General features: G+C 69.7%; 26 protein-coding genes and 1 pseudogene. 7 read left to right on the forward strand and 20 right to left on the reverse strand.

Annotated elements, in window-relative coordinates; translation table 11 throughout:
- The first annotated feature begins 236 nt into the window (after nt 1-236).
- Nucleotides 237-413 (forward strand): hypothetical protein, encoded by a 177-nt coding sequence (locus KY462_02305; protein MBW3576573.1) that lies wholly within the window; start codon nt 237-239, stop codon nt 411-413.
- Here KY462_02305 and KY462_02310 read toward each other — a convergent pair.
- Together KY462_02310 and KY462_02315 are read right to left on the reverse strand one after the other, a co-directional pair.
- A pseudogene (locus tag KY462_02310) lies at nt 376-1,081 on the reverse strand (hypothetical protein). The gene KY462_02305 and the pseudogene KY462_02310 sit on opposite strands and share 38 nt — an antisense overlap.
- Before the next feature lie 68 nt (nt 1,082-1,149).
- The gene (locus tag KY462_02315) at nt 1,150-1,443 is read right to left on the reverse strand and encodes a hypothetical protein (protein MBW3576574.1); all 294 of its coding nucleotides are present in this window, start codon (nt 1,441-1,443) and stop codon (nt 1,150-1,152) included.
- 121 nt (nt 1,444-1,564) lie between these two features.
- Here KY462_02315 and KY462_02320 point away from each other — a divergent pair, with 121 nt between their 5' ends.
- Nucleotides 1,565-2,986: an NAD(P)/FAD-dependent oxidoreductase gene (locus tag KY462_02320; GenBank protein ID MBW3576575.1), complete on the forward strand. Its 1,422-nt coding sequence runs from the start codon at nt 1,565-1,567 to the stop codon at nt 2,984-2,986.
- Between the two features lie 408 nt (nt 2,987-3,394).
- The gene (locus KY462_02325) at nt 3,395-4,081 is read left to right on the forward strand and encodes an NAD(P)H-hydrate epimerase (GenBank protein ID MBW3576576.1); all 687 of its coding nucleotides are present in this window, start codon (nt 3,395-3,397) and stop codon (nt 4,079-4,081) included.
- 463 nt (nt 4,082-4,544) lie between these two features.
- On the opposite strand, the gene KY462_02330 is transcribed toward KY462_02325, so the two are convergent.
- A complete protein-coding gene (locus tag KY462_02330) occupies nt 4,545-4,862 on the reverse strand; it encodes a hypothetical protein (GenBank protein MBW3576577.1) in 318 nt (105 codons plus the stop codon).
- A 111-nt stretch (nt 4,863-4,973) separates the two neighbouring features.
- Between KY462_02330 and KY462_02335 the strand changes: the two genes are divergently transcribed.
- Nucleotides 4,974-5,243 carry a zf-HC2 domain-containing protein gene (locus KY462_02335; protein MBW3576578.1) on the forward strand — a complete coding sequence of 90 codons (270 nt, stop codon included), beginning with the start codon at nt 4,974-4,976 and terminating at the stop codon, nt 5,241-5,243.
- Nucleotides 5,244-5,385: 142 nt separating this feature from the next.
- On the opposite strand, the gene KY462_02340 is transcribed toward KY462_02335, so the two are convergent.
- Nucleotides 5,386-6,291: a sulfite exporter TauE/SafE family protein gene (locus tag KY462_02340; protein ID MBW3576579.1), complete on the reverse strand. Its 906-nt coding sequence runs from the start codon at nt 6,289-6,291 to the stop codon at nt 5,386-5,388.
- Between the two features lie 97 nt (nt 6,292-6,388).
- Nucleotides 6,389-7,312, reverse strand: coding sequence for a patatin-like phospholipase family protein (locus KY462_02345; protein ID MBW3576580.1), 924 nt, complete (start codon nt 7,310-7,312; stop codon nt 6,389-6,391).
- A gap of 368 nt (nt 7,313-7,680) precedes the next feature.
- Between KY462_02345 and KY462_02350 the strand changes: the two genes are divergently transcribed.
- From KY462_02350 to KY462_02360, 3 genes are all read left to right on the forward strand, one after another.
- Entirely contained in the window at nt 7,681-7,890 is a 210-nt protein-coding gene (locus KY462_02350; protein MBW3576581.1) for a hypothetical protein, read from the forward strand.
- A 139-nt stretch (nt 7,891-8,029) separates the two neighbouring features.
- Complete coding sequence (locus KY462_02355; protein MBW3576582.1) at nt 8,030-9,001, forward strand: NAD(P)/FAD-dependent oxidoreductase; 972 nt, start codon at nt 8,030-8,032, stop codon at nt 8,999-9,001.
- Between the two features lie 148 nt (nt 9,002-9,149).
- The gene (locus KY462_02360; protein ID MBW3576583.1) at nt 9,150-9,407 is read left to right on the forward strand and encodes a hypothetical protein; all 258 of its coding nucleotides are present in this window, start codon (nt 9,150-9,152) and stop codon (nt 9,405-9,407) included.
- Here KY462_02360 and moeB read toward each other — a convergent pair.
- The 15 genes from moeB to sufB all read right to left on the reverse strand — a co-directional run bounded on the left by moeB (nt 9,404) and on the right by sufB (nt 21,357).
- Nucleotides 9,404-10,567: a molybdopterin-synthase adenylyltransferase MoeB gene (gene moeB, locus KY462_02365; GenBank protein MBW3576584.1), complete on the reverse strand. Its 1,164-nt coding sequence runs from the start codon at nt 10,565-10,567 to the stop codon at nt 9,404-9,406. The genes KY462_02360 and moeB overlap by 4 nt on opposite strands.
- An 87-nt stretch (nt 10,568-10,654) precedes the next feature.
- Nucleotides 10,655-12,478 (reverse strand): complex I subunit 5 family protein, encoded by a 1,824-nt coding sequence (locus KY462_02370; GenBank protein ID MBW3576585.1) that lies wholly within the window; start codon nt 12,476-12,478, stop codon nt 10,655-10,657.
- Nucleotide 12,479: 1 nt separating this feature from the next.
- Nucleotides 12,480-12,830, reverse strand: coding sequence for an NADH-quinone oxidoreductase subunit K (locus tag KY462_02375; protein MBW3576586.1), 351 nt, complete (start codon nt 12,828-12,830; stop codon nt 12,480-12,482).
- Nucleotides 12,827-13,588 (reverse strand): sodium:proton antiporter, encoded by a 762-nt coding sequence (locus KY462_02380; GenBank protein MBW3576587.1) that lies wholly within the window; start codon nt 13,586-13,588, stop codon nt 12,827-12,829. Before KY462_02380 ends, KY462_02375 begins: the two co-directional genes overlap by 4 nt.
- Complete coding sequence (locus KY462_02385) at nt 13,585-13,824, reverse strand: DUF4040 domain-containing protein (protein MBW3576588.1); 240 nt, start codon at nt 13,822-13,824, stop codon at nt 13,585-13,587. Before KY462_02385 ends, KY462_02380 begins: the two co-directional genes overlap by 4 nt.
- Complete coding sequence (locus KY462_02390) at nt 13,821-14,147, reverse strand: monovalent cation/H(+) antiporter subunit G (GenBank protein MBW3576589.1); 327 nt, start codon at nt 14,145-14,147, stop codon at nt 13,821-13,823. The genes KY462_02385 and KY462_02390 overlap by 4 nt, the downstream gene beginning before the upstream one ends.
- The gene (locus KY462_02395) at nt 14,144-14,404 is read right to left on the reverse strand and encodes an MrpF/PhaF family protein (GenBank protein ID MBW3576590.1); all 261 of its coding nucleotides are present in this window, start codon (nt 14,402-14,404) and stop codon (nt 14,144-14,146) included. The genes KY462_02390 and KY462_02395 overlap by 4 nt, the downstream gene beginning before the upstream one ends.
- Nucleotides 14,392-14,880: a hypothetical protein gene (locus KY462_02400; protein MBW3576591.1), complete on the reverse strand. Its 489-nt coding sequence runs from the start codon at nt 14,878-14,880 to the stop codon at nt 14,392-14,394. The genes KY462_02395 and KY462_02400 overlap by 13 nt, the downstream gene beginning before the upstream one ends.
- 94 nt (nt 14,881-14,974) lie before the next feature.
- Nucleotides 14,975-15,289 (reverse strand): metal-sulfur cluster assembly factor, encoded by a 315-nt coding sequence (locus tag KY462_02405; protein ID MBW3576592.1) that lies wholly within the window; start codon nt 15,287-15,289, stop codon nt 14,975-14,977.
- Between the two features lie 158 nt (nt 15,290-15,447).
- Nucleotides 15,448-15,924, reverse strand: a complete 477-nt coding sequence (locus KY462_02410; protein ID MBW3576593.1) for an SUF system NifU family Fe-S cluster assembly protein — start codon at nt 15,922-15,924, stop codon at nt 15,448-15,450.
- A 23-nt stretch (nt 15,925-15,947) separates the two neighbouring features.
- On the reverse strand, nt 15,948-17,249 hold the full coding sequence (locus KY462_02415; GenBank protein ID MBW3576594.1) for a SufS family cysteine desulfurase: 1,302 nt from the start codon (nt 17,247-17,249) through the stop codon (nt 15,948-15,950).
- A gap of 103 nt (nt 17,250-17,352) precedes the next feature.
- Nucleotides 17,353-18,105 (reverse strand): Fe-S cluster assembly ATPase SufC, encoded by a 753-nt coding sequence (gene sufC / locus KY462_02420; GenBank protein ID MBW3576595.1) that lies wholly within the window; start codon nt 18,103-18,105, stop codon nt 17,353-17,355.
- 74 nt (nt 18,106-18,179) lie between these two features.
- Nucleotides 18,180-18,524: a non-heme iron oxygenase ferredoxin subunit gene (locus KY462_02425; protein ID MBW3576596.1), complete on the reverse strand. Its 345-nt coding sequence runs from the start codon at nt 18,522-18,524 to the stop codon at nt 18,180-18,182.
- A complete protein-coding gene (sufD, locus tag KY462_02430; protein ID MBW3576597.1) occupies nt 18,524-19,912 on the reverse strand; it encodes a Fe-S cluster assembly protein SufD in 1,389 nt (462 codons plus the stop codon). Before sufD ends, KY462_02425 begins: the two co-directional genes overlap by 1 nt.
- Nucleotides 19,909-21,357 (reverse strand): Fe-S cluster assembly protein SufB, encoded by a 1,449-nt coding sequence (gene sufB / locus KY462_02435; protein MBW3576598.1) that lies wholly within the window; start codon nt 21,355-21,357, stop codon nt 19,909-19,911. Before sufB ends, sufD begins: the two co-directional genes overlap by 4 nt.
- Nucleotide 21,358: the final 1 nt, after the last annotated feature.

Here is a 21,358-nt window from a genome sequence, read left to right on the forward strand (position 1 = left end):
CCGGACGATCGGCCCGCCCGGGGCGGAACCGCGTCAACGCCAGGTCGTCCCGTCGGCCCTCCGCCTCTTCGAGACCGCGACCGGCCCGGGGACGGTCGTCGACCTGCGACCTGCGACCGCGGCCTGGCACGCTGAGCGGTCGAGGCGGGAGCAGCGTCCGGCGCGTGGAAGCACGCGGGAGACGAACGGGTTAGACCTGTGGAGGGATTGATCCCGGCGATCGATGAGGGGCACGCTTGGAGGAGATCCTCCAACCAAGGACGGATGGCGGTGTCCTCGCGCAGGGCGCCATCATCGCGCTCGTGTTCGCTCTGGGCTTCATCCGCGTTCGCCACGACCGTGACTGGCGCCTGCTCCTCGCCGGCCTCGCGGTGTTCACCCTCGGCCTCTTCGCGCTCCGCGCGACCCACTGACAAGGAGCGAATGTCGTGACTGCCGCGCCGAACACCGGAGAACGTCCGCCTGAGTTCGACCTGCCCACCATCGAGGGCGGCGGTCGTGTTCATCGCGTTCGACGACCCCCGACTCCTGAGGTTGGCAGAGACGCCCAGGCGCACGACGTCTTTCGATTGCTCCCCGGTGGTGTGGTCGTTGCGCGCTGCCCTGCAGTGCTGCGAACACGGCCCTATCGAGGGCGTTGACGTGCTCCTCGTCGCACAACAGCATGGCACCGCGGGGCCGGGCAGGGTGTTGTGCGTCGTCGTTGAGATGACGGTGGCGTGGCCGACCGGTGAGGGGTGGGCACCGCCGACGATGAGCCTCGCGATGTGTGCGGTGTCGGCCACGAGGATCGTCTCGACCTCCCGGGGATCTCGGCGAAGGTGGCGAGGTCGATCCTGCGGGGAATGGCGGTGCCGCCGCACAAGATCGGCTTCGCTCGGTCGCGCTTGGCCACATCGCGGACCTCTTCGATGTGGATGCGTCCGGTGCCGTTGTGGACCCCATAGGAGACGCAGGACCACGACGTCCACGGCCGCAAGGAAGGGCGCCGAGCCGGCCGGCCTACGGTCGCACCGAGCAGCGCGAACGCGAACGCCCCCGGGGATGCGGTCGCACGACGTCGTGCGACCGTCGGATCGATGTCAGCCCGGCGACGTAGTCCAGTGCGTTGAACGGCGCGAGTGGGACGAGTCGCAGCACGAGAAGTGCCTACCCAGCATCGTCCCGGTCGCCGCTCCGAACAGCGCCCCGCCCACGGTCGTCACCACCGATCCGGGGCGCCATGAGGACCGTGAGGGTCGCGCAGGCGGCGATGTCGGCGATCGGGGATGAGCGCGCCCGCGCGGCGACCCAGCCCTCGACCGCCATGTCGGCAGAACCGCGGGCAACGATGGCCGCGACGGGACCTGCCAAGAGGAGCACGAGGACCACCATCCGCAACAGCGGCGACGTGACCAGCCGCACTGGTCGCTGGGGCGGGTCGTCGTGGAGGGTCATCGGCACGGCAACGCCGCGCTGCTGAGGGTCCTTCCACGACGTGGTCCTTCCGCAACACCGATGGACGGACGCTTTCGCGGCGCGGCCGTGTTCCCTGCAAGGACGGCACCCGACACCAGGAGCAGACGTGGGCGAGACGAGACGGTACGACGTCGTGGTCATCGGCGGCGGCTCGACAGGAGAGAACGTCGCGTGGTACGCGCGCGAGAACGATATGAGCGTCGCCCTCGTCGAGAGCGAACTCATCGGCGGGGAGTGCTCGTACTGGGCCTGCATGCCGTCCAAGGCGCTCCTGCGACCCGGCGAGGCGCTCGCCGCGGCACGCCGGGTCCCCGGTGCGGAGCGGGCCGTCACCGGCCAGGTCAGCGTGAAGCGGACGTTGTCCAGCCGTGACTCGTTCGCCAGCAGCTGGGACGACACGTCCCAGGCCAACTGGGTCGAGTCGGTCGGCGCGGACATCGTCCGTGGTCACGGCCGCATCGCGGGAGAGCGGAGGGTCGAGGTCGAGACCTCAGAAGGCGACGCCGTGACGCTCGAAGCGTCCCGGGCGGTGGTTGTCGCGACGGGAACGTTGGCGGCCCTCCCCCCGATCGACGCGATCCAGGAGGTCGGCGTCTGGGACAACCGCGACATCACCTCCGCTGAGCAGATCCCCTCCCGGCTGCTCGTCCTCGGCGGCGGGGTCGTCGGGGTGGAGATGGCCCAGGCGTTCCGCCGGCTGGGCTCGGAGAAGGTCACGATCGTGGAGATGACCGACCACCTGCTCCCTCCGGAGGAGGCGTTCGCCGGCCGGGAGCTGCGGGACGCGTTCGAACAGGAGGGGATCACCGTGCGCACTGATGCGCTCGGGACCGGCCTGCGACGGAACGACGGCGGTGAGGTCGTCCTCACCCTGAAGAACGGCGACGAGGTCATCGGCGACGAGATCCTCGTCGCGACCGGACGCCGGGCCCGCACGCAGAACATCGGGCTGGAGACCATCGGGTTGGAACCCGGCGGCTTCCTGGAGGTCGACGGCCACCTGCGCGTCACGGGCGTGGACGGCGACTGGTTGTACGCGGCCGGGGATGTGAACGGACGCGCGTTGCTCACCCACCAGGGCAAGTACCAGGCACGTGTCCTCGCCGACCTCCTCGGAGGCCGGGAAGGCCCCGAATGGCCAGGTACGGGCGCGTGGGCCGACGACCGCGCGATCCCCCGCGTCGTCTTCACCGACCCCCAGGTCGCCGCCGTGGGCCGCACCGAGCAGCAGGCCCGGGACGCGGGGCTGTCGGTGCGCACCGCCAGCTACGACATCGGCCACACCGCCGGCGGGGCGCTGCGCGGCAAGGGCGTCTCCGGCACCGCAAAGATCGTCATAGATAGCGACCGCAACGTGATCGTCGGCGCGACCCTCGTCGGCCCTGACGTGGGCGAGATGCTCCACGCCGCCACGATCGCGATCGTCGGAGAGGTTCCGGTCGACCGGCTCTGGCACGCTGTGCCCGCGTTCCCGACGATGAGTGAGATTTGGCTCCGCCTGCTCGAAGCCGACCGCGGCGTGTCGTGATGGCACGTACGGGCAGCGGCGAAGGCACCCCGGCAGTCCCACACTGATCGCGCAGGTCGTCCACCGCGTGGTCCTCACGCTCCTCGAAAGCCTGGTTGTGCAGGCACTCACCATCGGAAGTTGCGCTGCTGTGCGTCAGCGCGGCTCGATCCGCACGCCACCCCCCAGAAGGCCATGCGGTCGGATCTGGCGCGCCCGCCGGAACAGCGTCGGGTGCCACCAGGGGCTTTGCTGCCGGCATGCTCGATCCTGTCGTTGGTCTCGTCGTGGCAATCCGCCGCGGCAGTGGGCGCTCCGGCGGACGACGTGTGGCCGCAGCCGTGTTCCACTGCCGTGCGATGCGACGACCTCGACCTCGGACTCGATCTCGTGGACCCAGCCAGGGTCCCGTGGATCACGGTGGCCGCCATGCGGGAGATCGACCGGATCGCCACCGACGAGATCGGACTACCGCTGCTCCGCATGATGGAGGATGCCGGCCGCGGCGTCGCCGCGGTGGCTCGGCGGCTACTCGGGGATCGGGTGAGGGGTCGGAGGATCGCCGTGCTCGCCGGCTCCGGTGGGAACGGGGGCGGTGCCCTGGTCGCTGCACGTCACCTCGCAGAGGCCGGTGCGCAGGTCAGGCTGCACCTCGCCATGCAGCACCGAGACCCGATCAGGGCCACTGCGACGCAGCGCCGGCTCGCGGTCGCGGCCGGCGCCCGGATGGGCAAGCAACAGCCCGACGGCCACCTCGTGATCGATGGGCTGCTGGGATACGGGCAATCCGGCGCTCCCCGAGGTCGCCACGCCGAACTCATCGCCGCGGTCGAGGACACGCACGTGGTCGCGGTCGACGTCCCGTCGGGACTGGAGCTCGCCACCGGCACAAGGCACACGCCATGCGTCACCGCGGACGTCACGGTGACGCTCGCACTGCCCAAGCGGGCCCTTGCCTGGCATCCCGGCGTCGTCGGCCGGCTAGTCCTCGCCGACATCGGCATCCCGCCATCCGTGTATCGCCGAGCCGGCATCCCGTCACCGACCGTCCTCCCGGCGGGATCACTGGTCGAGATCGCGGCCAGCCTGACGGATCGAGAACCGCCGTGGCCCTGAAGGTCGGAACAGCCGCGCGTTGTGCGTGACCAGCCGACACAGGAGGCGCGGTGGTCGCGGAGGAAACGGATTGAGGGGGCGCGGGGTTGGTCGCGACGATCGTCATGACGCTCATGATGAGGGATCCACTGCGGCGGGGATCACGGACATGCCCCCGATGCCGCTCGTGTTCCTGCCTCTTCACAAGGGAACGGTAAGGCGCGCGCGCTACCACGTGGGTAGCGGCGCTCGCTCAGCCGACGTCGGGGCTCGGCGCCCCAGCCGACCGTGGCTGTGGGTCCGCGTCGCGTCGCTCCACAGGATCCTCGCGAAACGAGCCTCGTCCACACCGAACTCGCCAGCGAGCGCAGGGAAGACCGAGAGGTCGGTGACGTCGACCCCTCGACGTAGAACGCGCGCTGGAGACGTGCCATCCACCGCACGGTCTTCTCGGGCCGGAGCCCGCGCATCGCGACGACGGCCGTCAGGACGGCTCCATGTCATGCACCCAGTCGCCACGTTCGAGCGACGCGGTCGTGAACCGCTGCCCGGTCCGCTCGGCGACCTGCCGCCAGTAGCGTCCCAGGGACACACGGGCCGCCGGGCCCATCGGCTGGACGGCCGGTCCGGTGCACAGGCCGCCGACGACGGTGCGCACCGGCGCCCGGTAGCGCTCCAGGACCTCATCGAGGACCGGGGCGACCGCCCACCACCAGCTACACATCGGGTCGCCGACGTCGACGAGCTCGGTGTCGTCGACGGTGGTGGCTCCCGACCCCGGCTCGGCCGCCTCTCGCTGCATGCCGTGACCTCCTGCTGCTCCGCCACGGAACCCGGCGTCCGGTGTCCGTGTTCGACGTGACGCCGCCGACGGGAGGAATGATGCCCACGGTCGCGGGGTTCCCGGACCACGATGAGCAGATGGTGGAGCCCACGCAGCAACGGCCGCCCGGCGGATTGCCGGCAGGTCGCACGCGTCGTCCAGCAACACCTCGACGGGGAGTTGGACGAGCAGGCAGCGCGCGCCGTCGCGCAGCACCTCGAGGTGTGCCTGCACTGCGGGTTGGACGCCTCGACGTATCGGGAGCTGAAGCGACACCTGTCCCGGCTGCAGCACCCCGTCGATGACGCCGTCGTGAAACGCCTACGCCGCTTCGTGGATCAGCTCAGCGTTGAGAAGTGACCGCCCGAAGGCAGCTGCGAAGCCAGGGTTGCGCGCGGTCACGTAGCGACCAATGCCGCGGCGACCTCCGACGTGCCAATACGAGCGTGCTGATGGCGCCGCGCCTCGCCGGCGACATCTCGCGGCGGCAAATCAGTGTCGCTCAGCTGAAGGTGTCGCGGAAGACCGTGAAGGCCAGGAGGAACGTCACACCGATGATGAGGAACAGCCCGCTGAAGAAGAGGCGGGTCGCCCGCTCGGGGACCCGTCCTTGGAGCCACGTCCCGACCAGCGCCCCGACCACGGCGCCCGGCACGGCCCAGACGAGGAGGTTCCAGGGGATCGCCGCGAAGCCCCCTTCGATCGCGAGCTGAACGATGTGAGTAACCGCCGCCCCCGCCACCGTGCCCGCGACCACCACTGTCGAGGTTGCTGCCGCGACCGGAACCGGGTACCCGGACCGCCGCACGAGCGCGGGGAGCGTGGCCTCGCCGACACCGGTGGATATCAGGCCGGCGACGAGGCCCCCACCGCCCGACAACACACGCTGTAGTCCGATGCCCCTGGCACAGAAGCGGTAGACCTCACCATCGGCCGTCTCGATGACCCGCTGTTCCTCGTCATCGCGACAGGGACGGTCGGGACCGCCGCCCCCCCGCGCGATCGTCTTCTGTGCGCCGTACCCGCTCGGTTCGCGCATCAGCAGCGCCGCCAGACCGACCATTGCGGCCCCGTACCCGAGCCGGAGGGCGTCGGTCGGGGCGGCCTGGGCGATGACGGCGCCGAGCATCCCCGTCGGAATAGATACGACGACGAGGCGCTGGGCGGCGACCGTGTCGACAAGGCCACGACGCAGGTAGCGGTACAGGCCCGTGCCGAAGCCCGACGTCTCGAGGAAGAGGGACATCCCGATCGCAGCGACCGTGCCGATCGGCGGGACGTCGAGGAGTGGGAAGCCGAGGAGGAACAGCGGCATGAGCATCGCCGCTCCACTGATGCCGCTGAACATCGCGACGCTGGCGATGCCCACGCAGACCGGGAGCATGAACCAGTACACGGTCCAGTCCATCCGCTCGGACCTCCTTAGGGGTCCGTGTGCCGGCGAGGGGGGCGACTACGGGCATACGCTGGTCGGTGCGGTTGGCGGCGAGCCGGTACGACGCGCCTCACCGGTCGGGTGTGCTGGCGACGAGCGCGGGGTGGGAGTAGGCCCCGTCCTCGTGCATGTGGGGATGACCGGCCATCGCTCCGTCCGCCGGGGGGCCGGCGGTCGCGAGGAACTCCGATGTGAGGTGACGGGCGGGATCGATCAGCGTGGCGGCGCTGTCGAGATCGAGGGGATTCCTGTTCCGCGCGCACGGCCGCGGCAGGTAGACGAGAGGGACCCGGCGGGCGAGCAGCGGCGCTTCGAGCAGCACGCGCTGACGAATCGCCGTGTTCAGGGCGAGTACGATCCCCTCGGGTAGGGGACGCGGAGCGGTGTCGAGGTGACAGACGTCACCGGCATCGAGCACGACGATCGCCCTCGCACCGATTGAGACGGCGGGCACGAGCGGAACCTGGTCGGTCACGCCCCCATCCCACAACGTCCTCCGGCCGACACGGACGGGTGGCAACAGACCCGGTATCGCCGTGCTCGCCAGCAGGGCAGGCAGCAGGGGACCCTCCACGAGGGTGACGCTGTGCCCGGTACGCGCGTCCACAGCGACGACCGCGAGCGGGATGCGGAGCGTCTCGAACGATCGGACCGGGAGAGAGCGATCGATGAGGCGTCGCAAGCCCTCCGAGCTGTACAGGGTGCGCTGCCGTGTGAGGTTGCGTGCCTGTCGCAACACACCCCTGGGGAAGACATCAGCGGTCCGCAGTCCTTCCCACGTTGCTCTCAGTCGTCGGGCCGCGGCTCCCACATCGCCGCAACCGGCCAGCACTGCGCCGTTCAGCGAGCCGACCGAGCTGCCCACCACCACATCGGGCTCCGCCCCGACCTCGGCGAGTGCCTCCAGCATCCCCACCTGGGTCGCCCCGAGGCTCGCCCCTCCGGACAGCACGAAGGCGAGCGGGCGAGGCAGGTCGCCGATCCAGTGGCTCACGGCACCCTCCGCCCGAGCAGCTTCCTCTCATTCGGCAACCCCGAACACGCTCCACCACTTCCGTCCGGAACCGAGACGCGGCCGCCCGTCGCGTCCACTTGGGAAGGCGGCGGCGCGCCCGCGGACGGCGGTCGCCGCGCGTCGCCGACGTTCACGTCGAAGCTGAAGAAGGCGCAGCAGCGCGACTCTCGCTGGACGAACGCTCGGATGTCTTGCTCCAGCGTTCTTCCGGTCGAAGGTGAGCCGGACGCTGTCAGGTGTCCGCTGTCTGTCGTGCAGGCTCCGTTGGACCACGGCGGTCGTCGCTCACTGTGCGCACGAGCCACACGATCCCCGCGGCCACAGCTGCGAGCACGAGGATCGTGATGATGAGCATGAAGATCATCATCATCGGCCCGGCCATCATCATCCCGTCCTGCATCTACATCCGTTCCGTCATCGCGTCCGTGGTGGCAACCGTGGTCTCGCGGATGGTGCGCCAGGCCACCACCCCGGAGGCGAACGTCAGTGCTGTGGCGACGTGGACCGCGGCGACCAGCGACACCAGGCCGGACACGATCCCGGCGATGAGGGGGTAGGCGGCCTTCAGCAGGTCGATGTCGTGTCGGACGGCGTCCCCGTCGTCGGGCCGGCGTGGGACCGACGGACGACGGGACCTGCGATGTCACTGTCGAGGAATGCCTTAACGTCGCGTCGCAAAGCCGTTAGGAGCACTGGATGGACTACGACGCGGTCGTCGTGGGCGGCGGGCCAGCCGGACTGACGGCGGCGGGCTGGCTCGGCCGGTACCGGCGTCGGGTGCTGGTCGTCGACAGCGGCGAGTACCGCAACCGCTGGGTCGAACACGTCCACGGGTTGTTCGCCAACGACCCCGCCGACCCGGAGGACCTGCGGGCACGGAGCCGACGCGACCTCCAGCAGTACCCGCACGTCGAGGTCAGCGGCGGACGTGTCATCGACGCCGAGCAGCTGGCCGACGGTGGCTTCGCGGTGATCCTCGAAGGCGACCGGATCCGTGCTCGTCGGGTCGTGCTGGCGTCCGGCGTCCGGGACGCGTTCCCCGACGTGGAGCGCTTCTTCGAGTTCTACGGAGCCGACGTGTTCCACTGTCCGACGTGCGATGGGTTCGAGGCGCGCGGTGAGTCGGTTGCCGTATTCGGTTGGGAGCCGCACGTCGCAGGTTTCGCCGTCGAGCTGCTGGACTGGGCCGATCAGATCCGGATCATCACCGATGGCCGCCCGCTCGACATCGGGGAGCCTCGAGTTGCAGCCCTGGCCCGCTTCGGCATCGACGTGATCGAGGATCGGGCAGTTGAGCTCCTCGGTGAACGTGGCGATCTTCAGGGAGTACGCCTGGGCAGCGGTGCGCGGATCGACTGCACGATGGGGTTCTTCACGATCGACCACGACCCGGTGACCGACCTCGCCCAGAGGTTGGGCTGCAAACTCGACGACGACGGCTACGTCGGCGTCGACGACGAGGCCGAGACGACGGTCCGGGGCGTGTACGCGGCGGGCGACATCACGGGAGGGATGCAGCTGGTGGGGTTGGCTATCGGGGAGGGCACCGTTGCGGGTGTGGCATGCGCCCGCTCGCTCCGCGGCGACACGGCGCTTCCGCACATGCCGTCGCCGGCGCCATCCCCCCGCGAAGCGATGTCGCCGCGGCAGGTGGGCGATCAGCCGTGACAGCTTTCTGAACCAGCCCCGTCGACGAGTGGGGGCTCCCTGACGACGGTGTCGTCATGTTGAGGAGTCGACGCAATGGTCGACCCGTCGTCCATGCGTGGAGTGAGCATCATCAGCGTCAAGGTGGACGGAGCCCGCCACGACGGACGTGGGTGATCTCACCTTCCAGGTCGACGACCGGCCGCATCCCGCCGGGCGCGTGCGGGAGACGACGATCCAGCGCCCCTCGAGTGAGGTCATCGAGCGAGTGACGCACGTCGTGCCGGGCCAGTCGACGCTGCGCGACAAGTTCGGCGCGGACAACCGCGCGGTCACCGGCGTCCACGAGGGACACTCCGAGCGCTCCAGCGCCGTGCGCTGGTCGTGCTCCGCGGGTACGACGGGGACGAGCGAGGACGACGGCTAGTAGACCGGGATGCCGGGATCGATCTGCCGGGCGTAGGCGTTGATGCCGCCCCGCATCGAGCGGGCGCGGAAACCGGCGCCCCGCATGAGCTTCACGGCCTCGAGCGACCGGACCCCCGACTTGCAGTGCACAACGTACTCCCGGGCCGGATCCAGCTCGCTCAGCTTTCCCGGCAGCTCACCCTTCGGGATCAGGGTGGCGGCGGGGATGCGGCTGATCTGGTACTCGTGAGGCTCGCGGACATCGAGGAGGACGACCTGGTCCTTGCGTTCCTCGTATTCGGCCGGCAGGACCTCGAAGTCGACCAACGCGTCGATGACCTGCTCGCGATCGTGGGCGGGAACCCCGCAGAACTCCTCGTAGTCGATCAGCTCGGTGACGGTCGGGTTCTCGCTGCACACCGGGCAGTCGGGGTCCTTGGCCACCCGGACGTACGACCAGCGCGCATCGAGCGCGTCGTACAGGGCGAGCCTGCCGATCAGCGGCTCTCCGACTCCGGTGATCAGCTTCAGGGCTTCGGTGGCCTGCGCTGAACCGATCGTCCCGCAGATGATCCCGAACACCCCACCCTCGGCGCAGTTGGGGACCATCCCCGGCGGGGGCGGCTCCGGGAACATGCAGCGGTAGCAGGGTCCTTCCCTGGCGTAGAACACCGCGACCTGGCCCTCGAAGCGGAAGATGGAGCCGTAGACGTTGGGCTTGCCAAGCAGCACGCACGCGTCGTTGACCAGGTAGCGGGTCGGGAAGTTGTCGGTCCCGTCGATCACCAGGTCGTAGGGCTCGATGATCTCCAACGCGTTGTCGCTGGTCAGGTACGTCTCGTGGATCCGCACGTCGACGAACGGGTTCACCTCGTGGATCGACTCGCGGGCGGATTCGACCTTGCGTCGGCCGATGTCGGACTGGCCGTGGATGACCTGGCGGTGGAGGTTGGACTCGTCGACCAGGTCGGCGTCGACCAGGCCGATCGTGCCCACGCCCGCCGCAGCGAGGTACAGCGCCAGCGGGGAGCCGAGCCCGCCGGTCCCCACGAGCAGCACCTTGGCGGCCTTCAACCGTTCCTGACCGGCGATCGCGACCTCGGGGATGATCAGGTGGCGGCTGTAGCGCGCGATCTCGGCGTTCGTGAGCGGTTCGCGTTGTTCGACGAGCGGCTTCATGGCCTCACTTCCGGCGGTCGCGTCCGTTAGTCCAACGTCTCCCCCGTCGCCGCGCTTCCCTGCCAGTGGGAACGGTGCGAACGCTCGTCAGCGCAGGACGAGCAGGTACGAGCCGCCGAGGGCCGCGGCCCCGACCGTGATCCAGGCCACGTAGTCGCCCACGTGGCCACTTTGGATCCGTTCCAGGAAGGTCAGCGCCGGGACCGCGACGGCGGTCACCGGCCGGAGCAGTCGTTGGGGGATGCGGTCGCGGTTGAGCGCCCCCAGCGCGATGGCCACCGCCCCGCCGGCGGCGAGGGCGCCGAGGACCATCGCGGAGGCGTTCAGCGCGACGCCCGGCCGTGGTTCGAGACGGACCGTCGCTCCGTCCATCACGGCGGCCTGGTACGCCTGGACGTCGACGAACCGTTCCGCCGCCGACTCGGCCGCACCGGCCAGTGGGGCAGCCAGGCCGATCGCCACGGCGATCACCACCAGCGCCGCGGCCGGAAGCAGCATCACGGCGGGGGTGTGCTGACGGCCCGTGCCGTTGTCGTCGGTCTCGGGCAACGGCTCCTCCGCCGCCTGTTCGACGTCGCGACGGGGCGGCGGACCCCAGCCGAAGAACACGCGTCCCGCAGCCCGGAGTACCGCCCCGGCGGTGAGAGCCCCGGCCACCACGAACACGGCACCCACCCACTCGTAGTGCAGGTGGGCTGCGGCCTCCTCGATCAGCTGCTTGCCCAACGTGGTGCCGAACGGTGGGAGGCCGGCGAGGCCCAGCCCACCGGCGATGAAGACGGCAGCGGTCACCGGTTGCGACCGGCCGCGACCCCGCAGCCGACCTTCGTCGACGCTGCGATGGTGGTGCAGCAGGATCCCGACCGCCAGGAACAGCGCCCCCTTGACGGCGCCGTGGGCCAGCGTGTAGATCCCGGCGCCGGCCAGGGCGCCAGCGTCCAGCAGGCCGACGCCGATCAGGATCAACCCGGCGTGGCTCACCGACGAGAACGCCAGGAGGCGTTTGAGGTGCCACTGCGCCAGGGCCATGACCCCACCGACGATGGCCGTGAGCGTCCCGATGGCGACCAGGAGCACGCGCAGGTCCCCGACGTGCGGTTCGAGCTGGCCCGAGAACACCGTCCAGTACACCCGCGCCCAGCCGTACAGGCCGAGCTCGATCATCACGCCGGAGAACAGCACGCTCACCGGCGTGGGGGCCACCGCGTGCGCGTCGGGCAGCCAGAAGTGGAACGGCACGATCGCGGCCTTGACGAACAGCCCGGTCGAGATCAGCAGGAACGCCACGATCACGGTCGCGTCGGGCGGGCCGTCACCGAGCTCGCGGCCGATCTCGGCCAGGTTGAGCGTGCCGGTGCGCCCGTACAGGAACCCGATGCCGTGCACCAGCAGGAACGCGCCGATGGTGTTGGTGACCGCGAAGTTCAACGACCCCTGCAGCGGTGCGGGACGCTCGACCTCGTAGGCGGTGAGCGCGTACCCGGTGGTCGTCAGCAGCTCGAAGAAGACGAAGAGGTTGAACATGTCTCCGGTCAGGGCGAAACCGACCATGCCTCCCAGGAACAGCAGCATCAGGGTGTGGTAGAGGGCACCGATCGCCTCGAAGTACCGCCAGGAGAACAGCAGGGAGGCGGCGGTCAGCACGGCGGCGAGCGCGGCCGTCCCCGCCCCGAACGGGTCGATCGCGAAGTTCTGCCCGATGGCCTCCCCGCCGAGCGGCTCCCACCCGCCGAACCACGTCACCACCAGCGTGGAGGTCGTGGCCAGCAGCACGCACACCACCGCGGTGGCGGCTGCGGCCGCCGCCCCGGCGAGGTCGAGCACCGGGCGTCCGACCGCAGGTCCAACCGCCAACAGCGCCGTGGCCGACAGCAGCGGGATCACGACGGCCAGGGACGGGAGGGGCTCCACGTCACCCCCGCATGGTGCGCAAATCGTCGGGATCGAGCGTCCCGGTGCGCTTGTGGGCCTGGATCGCCAACGCCAGGAGCAGCGCGGTGACGGTCGCGCTGACGACCGCGTCGGTGACCGCCAACGACTGCACGATCGGGTCGACGGCCGGCGTGTCCAGCGGGGCGTCGGGGAAGATGGGGGGGATCGCGCCGGAACGGAACCCGACGGCCAACAGCAGCAGGTAGGTCGACGACTGCACGACCGTGACGCACACGACCAGGTGGACGAGGTTGCGGCTGGTGACGATGCCGTAGAGACCGGCCAGGAGCAGCCACCCGGCCACCACGTACGGCAGAGCCTCGAGGGTCATCGCCGGGTGCGCTCGTGGATCCGGACGGTCTGTTCCAGGAAGTGGGAGAAGATCAGGAGGAACCCGGCGGTCACCTCGAACCAGATGATGATGTTCAGACCCACGATCGTGCCCGAGGACACCAGTTCCCCCAGCGTCCCCATCGGCCCGATGTTGGTGAGGAAAGATCCAGCGACGACCAGCCCGACCAGGCCGACCACGATGTAGGCGCCGGCGCTGGCCGCCTCGATCTGCTCCAGCACGCGTTCGGACGTCAGCCGTGCGAACGTGTCGTACTCGTCGGCGAGGTACAGCGCCAGCACTCCCCCGGCCGTCAGCACGCCCGACTGGAAGCCGCCTCCCGGGGTGAACTGGGCGTGGAGGATGACGTAGAGGCTGGTGAGGAGGGCGATGCCTGCCAGCGCCGTGCCCGCCAGCTGCAGCGCCCCGCTGGTGGGCGGGACGTCCCTCCCGGGCAGCGCATCGAGCGGCGGATCGTCGGTCTCGGTGCGCTGCATGCGTAGGAGGAGCGCCACGGCGGCCACCGACGCGAACAGGATCAGCTGCTCTCCCATCGTGTCGAGACCGCGGTAGTCGAAGATGACGGCGCTGACCAGGTTGAACGAGTTGCGGTCGCGCACGCCGACGTCGAGGTAGTAGTTGCTGACGAAATCCTCGAAGTCGATCGCGTCGGGCAGGGCCAGGAGCCCCCACAACAGGATCGCAGCGAACCCCGCGGCCCCGACCAGGAACAGTGCCCTGCGGGCCTGCTCGCTCACCGCTGGTTCGCTCGCACCGCGGCCATGGTGAACAGCACCATCACCGGGACGGCGACGATCCCCACGACGATCATCGCCATCGCGACGCCCGGCGCCTCGAACAGCAGGAAGAGCACGGCCAGGGTGGACCCGAAGACGCTGGCCACGACCGATTGACGGACCGGGTCGCGGGTGGCCACGACCGCGGTCCCGGCCGCGGCGACCAGCAGCAACGCCAGGACGTGCGCCGGCGTCACGCGCTGCCCTCCTCGGCGACCTGCTCGTGGGGGCCGGCGAGCAACCTGCCGGTGCGCCGGATGCGCAGCGCCCGTGCCGTCGCACGGGTCAGGAAGGGGCTCGACAGCCACAGCACCGCACCGGTGGCCACCACCCGGGCCACGTGCGAGCCGGTGTGGGCGTCGAGCGCCACGGCCGCGACGATGAAGGCGGTCCCCACCACGGCGGCCGGCCCGACGAGATGCAGCCGGTCGAACGCGTCCGGTGCCAGCACAACGCCGACGGCGCAGATCAGCTCCGTCGCGACGCCGGCGGCCAGCAGCACGGCGACGATGACGGTCACAGCCATCGCTCCAGGAAGCGGGTGACGGTCAGCCCGCCGACGAGGATGATCAGCGCGAACACCAGCGCCACGTCGGAGTAGGAATCGTGCGCGTGGCGGGCGGACAGCACCAGCGTGATCAGGACGGCGATCACCCCGACCAGTTGTGCGGCCACCAGCCGGGTACCGACGTCGCCGGTCAGCGCCCCGGCCCCCGCGATAGCCAGCGCGATCAGGAGTCCGACCACCGCCAGGTCGACCGCGGTCACGTGGCCCACCGCGGGAACGAGCGCTTGGGGTCGGGTCGGGGCGCGAGCTGGTGCAGCAGCAGGCACTCCTGCCCTTCGATCAACGCCACGACGTAGGTGTTGGGTGCCACCGACGCCTCCAGGGTGATGGCCGCGTCCAGCGCCGCGTCGATGCGGTGGTCGACCGGGACGGCGATGAACCGCCCTTGCAGCGGCCGTCGCCGCAGCACGCGATCAGCGAGGGCTGCGGCCACCGCGCGCGTCTCGGCGATGAACACACGCGCGACCGCGGCGAGCCGGTGTAGCTGCGGCAAGGCGCCGGTGAAGCTGATCCCGGCTGCGCGGAGCGAGACCCGTGACAGCGCGACCGCAGCAGCAGCCACCAGGCTGGCGGCGATCAGCTCCTGCACCGACACCGACACGAAGAGCAGGTAGATCCCGGCGTAGGTGCCCCACCACACGACGTAGCCCCAGGGGAGCCGCCGCGCTGCACTCCGGTCGACCACGTCACCCTCCGGGTGGTGTCCCGGAGCATTCCACACCGTCGTCCACGCGCCAGGACGTGCAACTGTCCCGGTGGGCGCCGTCCGCGGCTTTCGCTCAGACGTTCATGCCCATCGCCTGCAGCTCGAGGCGCACCTCGTCGGAGATCATTTCCGGGCTCCACGGCGGAGTGAACGTGAAGTCGACGGTGACGTCCTCGACGCCCGGCAACGACCCCAGCACGACCGAGACCTGCTGGTCGATCAGCTCGGTGAGCGGGCAGCCCATGCTGGTCAGCGTCATGGTGACGTGCACCCGACCGTCCGATGCCTTGGTGATCTCGTACAGCAGCCCGAGGTCGACCACGTTGTACCCGATCTCGGGGTCCATCACGGCCTTCATCGCCTCGCGCATGACCTCGACCGATGGCATGCCGTCGTCCTCGAGCGGGAACCCGGCCGGTCGGGGTGCCCGTTCGGCCGCTTTCTCGGCCTCCTGCTCGGCCTGTCGCTCGACGTCCGATCCCGGCCCGGCGCCGGGCGTTGGCGGCTCGTGGAGCGTCGTCTCCTCGGGCGGTAGCGCAGCGTCGCTCATGTCTCCACCTCGTGCTCATGGGTCACCGTGTGTTGCGATCCGCCAGCGCGGTAGGTCTCCAACGCGTCGCGGAGCGCCATCCAGCCCAGCAGAGCGCACTTCACCCGCACCGGGAACTTCGCGACCCCCTGGAAGACGATCCCGTCGCCGAGGTCGTCCTCGCGGGCGGGCCGCTCGCCGTGCATCATCAGCCGGAACTGCTCGGCGAGGTCGAGCGCGTCGTCGAGCTCTCGACCCTTCACGGTCTCGGTCATGACGCTGGCCGACGCCTGGCTGATCGAGCAGCCATCCCCGTCGAACGCCAACGCGCGGACGCGGCCGTCCTCGACGTCGACGCGGAGGTCGAGTTCGTCGCCGCACAGGGGGTTGCTGTGGTGGACGTGCACGTCCTCACCCTCGAGCGCCGCGGCCCGGTTCTTCGGGCTGCGGTAGTGCTCGAGGATGATCTCCTGGTACAGGTCCTCGAGGGTCACGCGGGTCTCCTAGCGCGAGAGGATCAGGCCGGGCCGCCGATCGTCTCGGGGTCGCGTTCCTCGGTCACCGGCGCCACCGCGTCCGGGACCCGGCGGAAGAAGTCCTTGGCGGCCTCGATGCCGCGGACCAGCGGTGCGATGTCGTCCTCGTCGTTGTAGACGTAGAAGCTCGCTCGTGCGGTGGCTGCCACCCCCAGGTGGCGCATCAGCGGCTTGGCGCAGTGGTGGCCGACCCGCACGCACACCCCCTCATGGTCCAGGACCGTCCCCACGTCGTGGGCGTGGACGCCGTCGACCAGGAACGAGATCGACCCGCCGCGGTGGTCAACGTTGGCCGGGCCGTGGACGGTGACCCCGTCGACCTGCTGGAGCGCGGCCAGTGCCGTGCGGGTCAGCTCGACCTCGTGGCGGCGGATCTCCTCGGGATCGAGGTCCAGCAGGTAGTCGACCGCGGCGCCCAGGCCGATGACCTCGGCGATCGGCATGGTCCCGGCCTCGAACTTGTAGGGCAGGTCGTTCCAGGTGGCGCCCTCCAGCGTGACGTCGCGGATCATCTCGCCGCCGGTGAGGAACGGCGGCATCGCGTCCAGCAGCTCCGGGCGCGCGATCAGGACACCGACCCCGGTCGGGCCCAGCATCTTGTGCCCGCTGAAGGCCAGGAAGTCCGCCCCGAGTTCACCGAAGCGCACCGGCAGGTGCGGCACGGATTGGGCGCCGTCCACCAGCACCTTGCATGCCGGATTCGCGGCTCGTGCCTGCCTGGCCAGTGCCGCGACCGGGTTGATGGTGGCCAGCACGTTGCTCTGCTGGGTGATCGCCAGGAACGAGACCTTGCCGTCAGCCAGCAGGCCCGGGACGGCGTCCAGGTCCAGGTAGCCGGCGGCGGTCACCGGGATGAAGCGCAGCTCGAAGCCGACCTCCCGGGACGCCTCCAACCACGGCACCAGGTTGGCGTGATGCTCCATCTGGGTGGCCAGCAACGCGTCGCCGGGACCCAGCCGGCGCCGCACCCACGAGTAGGCCACCAGGTTGATCGACTCGGTGGTGTTGCGGGTGAAGACGGTCCCCTCGACCGGGGCGTCGACGAACGCGGCGACCTTCCGCCGGGCGTCCTCGTACGCGTCGGTGGCCTCGGTCGCGATCTGGTACACGCCGCGGGCCACGTTGGCGCGTCGCTGCTCGTAGTAGGCCGCCATCGCGTCGAGCACGGGCTGGGGGCTCTGGGCGCTGGCGGCGGAGTCGAGGTACACCAGCCGCTTGCCGTGCACCTGGCGGCGCAACGTCGGGAAGTCCTTCTTGATCCGGTCGACGTCGAAGCGGCCCATCAGCGTCCTTACCATCGTTGCCTCCATCGTGCCGCGGACCCCGCGCCCCGCCCACTCCCGGGCGGGGAAACCCTCCCGACGCGCGGTGTCGGCATGCCCGGCCTCACGCCGCGGGGGTCGCCGCCTCGCGGAACTCCTCGTAGCCCTTCTCCTCGAGCAGGTCGGCGAGCTCCGGGCCACCGGAGCGCACGATCCGCCCATCGAACATCACGTGCACCTCGTCGGCGTGGATGTAGCGCAGGATCCGGGTGTAGTGGGTGATCAGCAGCACCCCGAGGTCGGGGCCGACCATGCGTTTGACCCCCTCGGCGACGGTCTTCAGCGCGTCGATGTCGAGGCCGGAGTCGGTCTCGTCGAGGATCGCGACCGCGGGACGGATCAGCGCCATCTGCACGATCTCGAAGCGCTTCTTCTCGCCACCGGAGAAGCCCTCGTTCACGGATCGCTCGAGGAAGCGCTCGTCCATGTCGAGGTTGGCCATCTCCGTCTTCAGTCGCTGCATGAACTCGCGGACGGGGACGTCCTCGTCGCTCACGGCGTTCAGCGCCATGCGCAGGAAGTTGGTCAGCGACACGCCGGGGACCTCCACCGGGTACTGCATCGCCAGGAACAGCCCCGCCTGGGCCCGCTCGTCGGGGTTCATGGCCAGCACATCGCGCCCGTCGAGGGTCACCGACCCGCCGGTCACCGCGTAGGCAGGGTGGCCGGCGATCGCGTACGCCAGAGTGGATTTCCCGGATCCGTTGGGACCCATCAGGGCGTAGGTGCGACCCTGCTCGATGTCGAGGGTCACGCCTTTGAGGATCTCCTTGCCGTCGACCTCGACGGTGAGGTCGCGGATCTCGAGGAATGCCATCTTTTGTCGTCTCCTTGAAGTCTGTTGAGGGTCTCCGGTGTGGTGACCGGCCGAACCGTGCCGGCCGCTGGTCTCTAGTGGTCGGGGATCGGTGCGTCGTTCAGCTGCTGGTCGATGTCGACCAGGACGTCGTCGCCGTCGACCTTCGCCGCGAAGATCGGGATGGGTTCGGTCGCGGGGAGGGTCTCGGCCTCGCCGGTCTCCAGGTCGAACGTCGAGCCGTGCAGGGCGCACTCGATCGAGCAGCCCCACACCAGCCCCTCGTGCAGGGGATAGTCCTGGTGCGAGCACACGTCGTAGGCGGCCCGCACCGAACCGTCGTCGCAGGCAACCACGCAGATCGGGTGACCGTCGAGCTTGACCTGCAGCCCCGTCCCGGGGATGAGGTCGTCACGGGTGGCGACCTTCTCGAACACCACTACGCCGCACCTCGCTCGTTGGCTGCCACGCCGCGGCCTCGGCCGCGGCGGGCGATCGCCGTCAGGTCGGCGCGGTCGACCTCGGCCTCGATGTGCTGCAGCGTCCGTGCCTGCACCGCCGGCAGCGCGATGCGATCGAGCACCTCGGCGAAGAAGCCGAACACCACCAGGCGCAGAGCGTCGGCGGCGCTGATCCCCCGCGACTCGAGGTAGAACAGCTGCTCCTCATCGATCTGGCCGGTGGCCGAACCGTGCCCGGCCGTGACCTCCGCGCACTCGATCTCCAGGAACGGGGTGGAATCGGCCTTGGCGCCTTCGGACAGGATCAGGCTCTTGTTCACCTCGTTGGACGCGCTCCCGATCGCGTCACGGTGGACGAAGATGTGTCCGCGGAACACGGTGCGGCTGCGGCCCTGCAGCGCCCCCTTGTACAGCACCTCCGAGGAGGCGTGGCCGGCGACGTGCGCGATGAACGGATGGTGCTCGAAGTGCTGTCCTTCGTCGGAGAAGTAGATCCCGAGCGGCTCGATCCGCGACCCCGCGCCGACCAGGTGGACCTCGGGGCGCAGACGGACGGTGTCCCCACCGATGGTGACGGTGAGGTGGCGGAGCTGGGCGTCACGGTGGAGCGCCGCGGCGTGCACGACCAGATGGCCGACCCGTCCCTGCCAGTCCTGGATCGTCACCAGATCCAGGTGGGCACCGTCACCGACGACCACCTCCGCGACCTCGTCGACCGTTGTTGGGGTGTCCAGATCAGCTGATACGTGCTCGACGTACAGCTCGGCTCGGCTGTGGCGATCGGCGATGACCAGCAGGCGCGGCAGGTGCGCGCCGGACTGCGCCGCCTGGATCGAGATACCGATCGGTTCGGCGAGCTCCACCTCCGGCGGGATGTACACGAACACGCCAGCCGTCCACGCGGCGTCGTTGGTCGTCACCGTGCGGTCGTGGTCGGCGGTCAGCGAGCCGAGGTGCTGACCGACCAGGTCCTCGTGTGTGGTCGCGGCGGTGGCGAGGTCGGTGATGACCACGCCGAGCGCCTCGGCGTCGGAACAACCCATGACCGTCACCCGGCCATCGCGGAGCTCGACACGTCCGGCCAGGTCAACGTCGTCCAGGAGCGGCGACGGGACCGGCGCGGCCAGCTCCCCGTCGCCTGTGACGATCGGGACGTCGACGGCGAAGCGGGTGAACGGCGTGTCGCGCCACAGCTCCTCGCCGCGGAGCTGCGGCCATCGCTGGTCGACCCATGTCTTGAACGCCTCCAGGCGGCGGTCGCGGAGCCATCCGGGCTCGCCGGCCGCGTCGGCGCGACCAGCGAGGAACTCCTCGGTGAGGGCCTCGAGCGTGGTCCCCACTCGAGCGCCCGAGGTCGCGGAGGTCATCCGATCGCGCCCTCCATCTCCAGGGCGATCAACCGGTTGAGCTCGACCGCGTACTCCATCGGCAGCTCCGAGGCGATGTCGGACACGAACCCGCGGACGATCATCGTCTTGGCTTCGTCCTCGGAGACGCCCCGGCTCATCAGGTAGAACAGCTGGTCGTCACCGATCTTGGACACGGTCGCCTCGTGCTCGATGCGGGCGTCGTCGGCCTCGATCTCCATGTACGGGTAGGTGTCGCTCCGCGAGTGGGTGTCCAGCAGCAGCGCGTCGCACTGCACGTTGGACCCGCAGCGCTTGGCCTGCGGTTCGATGTGGACCAGCCCGCGGTAGGACGTGCGCCCCTGACCCTTCGAGATGGACTTGGAGATGATCCGCGACGACGTGTCGGACGCGTGGTGGACCATCTTCGCACCGGCGTCCTGGTGCTGACCGTCCGCGGCGTACGCCACCGACAGGACCTCACCCTGCGCGCCGCGGCCCATCAGCCACACCGCCGGGTACTTCATGGTCAGCTTCGAGCCGATGTTCGCGTCGATCCACTCCATGCGGGCGTCCTCGTAGGCAGCGGCTCGCTTGGTCACGAGGTTGTAGACGTTGTTCGACCAGTTCTGGATCGTGGTGTACCGCACCTGCGCGCCGGGCTTGACGATGATCTCGACCACCGCCGAGTGCAGCGAGTCACGCGAGTACACCGGAGCCGTGCAGCCCTCGACGTAGTGCACGTACGAGCCTGGCTCGGCGATGATCAGCGTCCGCTCGAACTGGCCCATGGACTCCTTGTTGATGCGGAAGTAGGCCTGCAGCGGGATGTCGACCTTGACGCCCTCGGGGATCCAGATGAACGACCCGCCCGACCACACCGCGGTGTTCAGCGCGGCGAACTTGTTGTCGTTGGGCGGGATCACCGTCGCGTAGTGCTCCTTGAAGAGATCCTCGTGCTGCTTCAAGGCGGTGTCGGTGTCGAGGAAGAGCACGCCCTGGCTCTCGAGGTCCTCGCGGACCTTGTGGTAGACGACCTCGCTCTCGTACTGGGCGGCCACGCCAGCGATCAGCCGCTGCTTCTCTGCCTCGGGGATGCCGAGCTTGTCGTAGGTGTTCTTGATGTCCTCGGGGAGCTCGTCCCACGACGTGGCCTGCTTCTCCGTCGCACGGACGAAGTAGTAGATGTCGTCGAAGTGGATCCCGGACAGGTCACCGCCCCACGACGGCATGGGCCGTCGGGTGAACGCCTGGTAAGCGCGCATCCGCAGGTCGCGCATCCACTTGGGCTCGTCCTTGAGGAACGAGATCTCCTCGACGACCTCGGCGGACAGCCCGCGCTTGGGCTCGAACACGTAGTTGTCTGGATCGTGCCAGCCGAACTTGTAACGGCTGAGCTCGTCGGCGACCTGCTGCTGCTGTGTGCGGGGCGCGGTCAGCCCGATCTCTGCGGCGGTCTTCGCCACG

It is taken from the genome of Actinomycetota bacterium (assembly GCA_019347675.1).
In the GTDB taxonomy this organism is placed as follows: domain Bacteria; phylum Actinomycetota; class Nitriliruptoria; order Nitriliruptorales; family JAHWKO01; genus JAHWKW01.

What these genes read in the sequence shown, in the direction of transcription:
- KY462_02340 (MBW3576579.1), bottom strand. Translation starts at nt 6,291, where the DNA reads ATGGACTGGACCGTGTACTGGTTCATGCTCCCGGTCTGCGTGGGCATC.
- KY462_02330 (MBW3576577.1), bottom strand. Translation starts at nt 4,862, where the DNA reads ATGCAGCGAGAGGCGGCCGAGCCGGGGTCGGGAGCCACCACCGTCGAC.
- KY462_02375 (MBW3576586.1), bottom strand. Translation starts at nt 12,830, where the DNA reads ATGACCCTCGAGGCTCTGCCGTACGTGGTGGCCGGGTGGCTGCTCCTG.
- sufD (MBW3576597.1), bottom strand. Translation starts at nt 19,912, where the DNA reads ATGACCTCCGCGACCTCGGGCGCTCGAGTGGGGACCACGCTCGAGGCC.
- KY462_02415 (MBW3576594.1), bottom strand. Translation starts at nt 17,249, where the DNA reads ATGGGCCGCTTCGACGTCGACCGGATCAAGAAGGACTTCCCGACGTTG.
- KY462_02355 (MBW3576582.1), top strand. Translation starts at nt 8,030, where the DNA reads ATGGACTACGACGCGGTCGTCGTGGGCGGCGGGCCAGCCGGACTGACG.
- KY462_02335 (MBW3576578.1), top strand. Translation starts at nt 4,974, where the DNA reads ATGAGCAGATGGTGGAGCCCACGCAGCAACGGCCGCCCGGCGGATTGC.
- KY462_02325 (MBW3576576.1), top strand. Translation starts at nt 3,395, where the DNA reads ATGCGGGAGATCGACCGGATCGCCACCGACGAGATCGGACTACCGCTG.
- KY462_02405 (MBW3576592.1), bottom strand. Translation starts at nt 15,289, where the DNA reads ATGCCATCGGTCGAGGTCATGCGCGAGGCGATGAAGGCCGTGATGGAC.
- sufC (MBW3576595.1), bottom strand. Translation starts at nt 18,105, where the DNA reads ATGGCATTCCTCGAGATCCGCGACCTCACCGTCGAGGTCGACGGCAAG.
- moeB (MBW3576584.1), bottom strand. Translation starts at nt 10,567, where the DNA reads ATGAAGCCGCTCGTCGAACAACGCGAACCGCTCACGAACGCCGAGATC.
- KY462_02350 (MBW3576581.1), top strand. Translation starts at nt 7,681, where the DNA reads ATGAGCATGAAGATCATCATCATCGGCCCGGCCATCATCATCCCGTCC.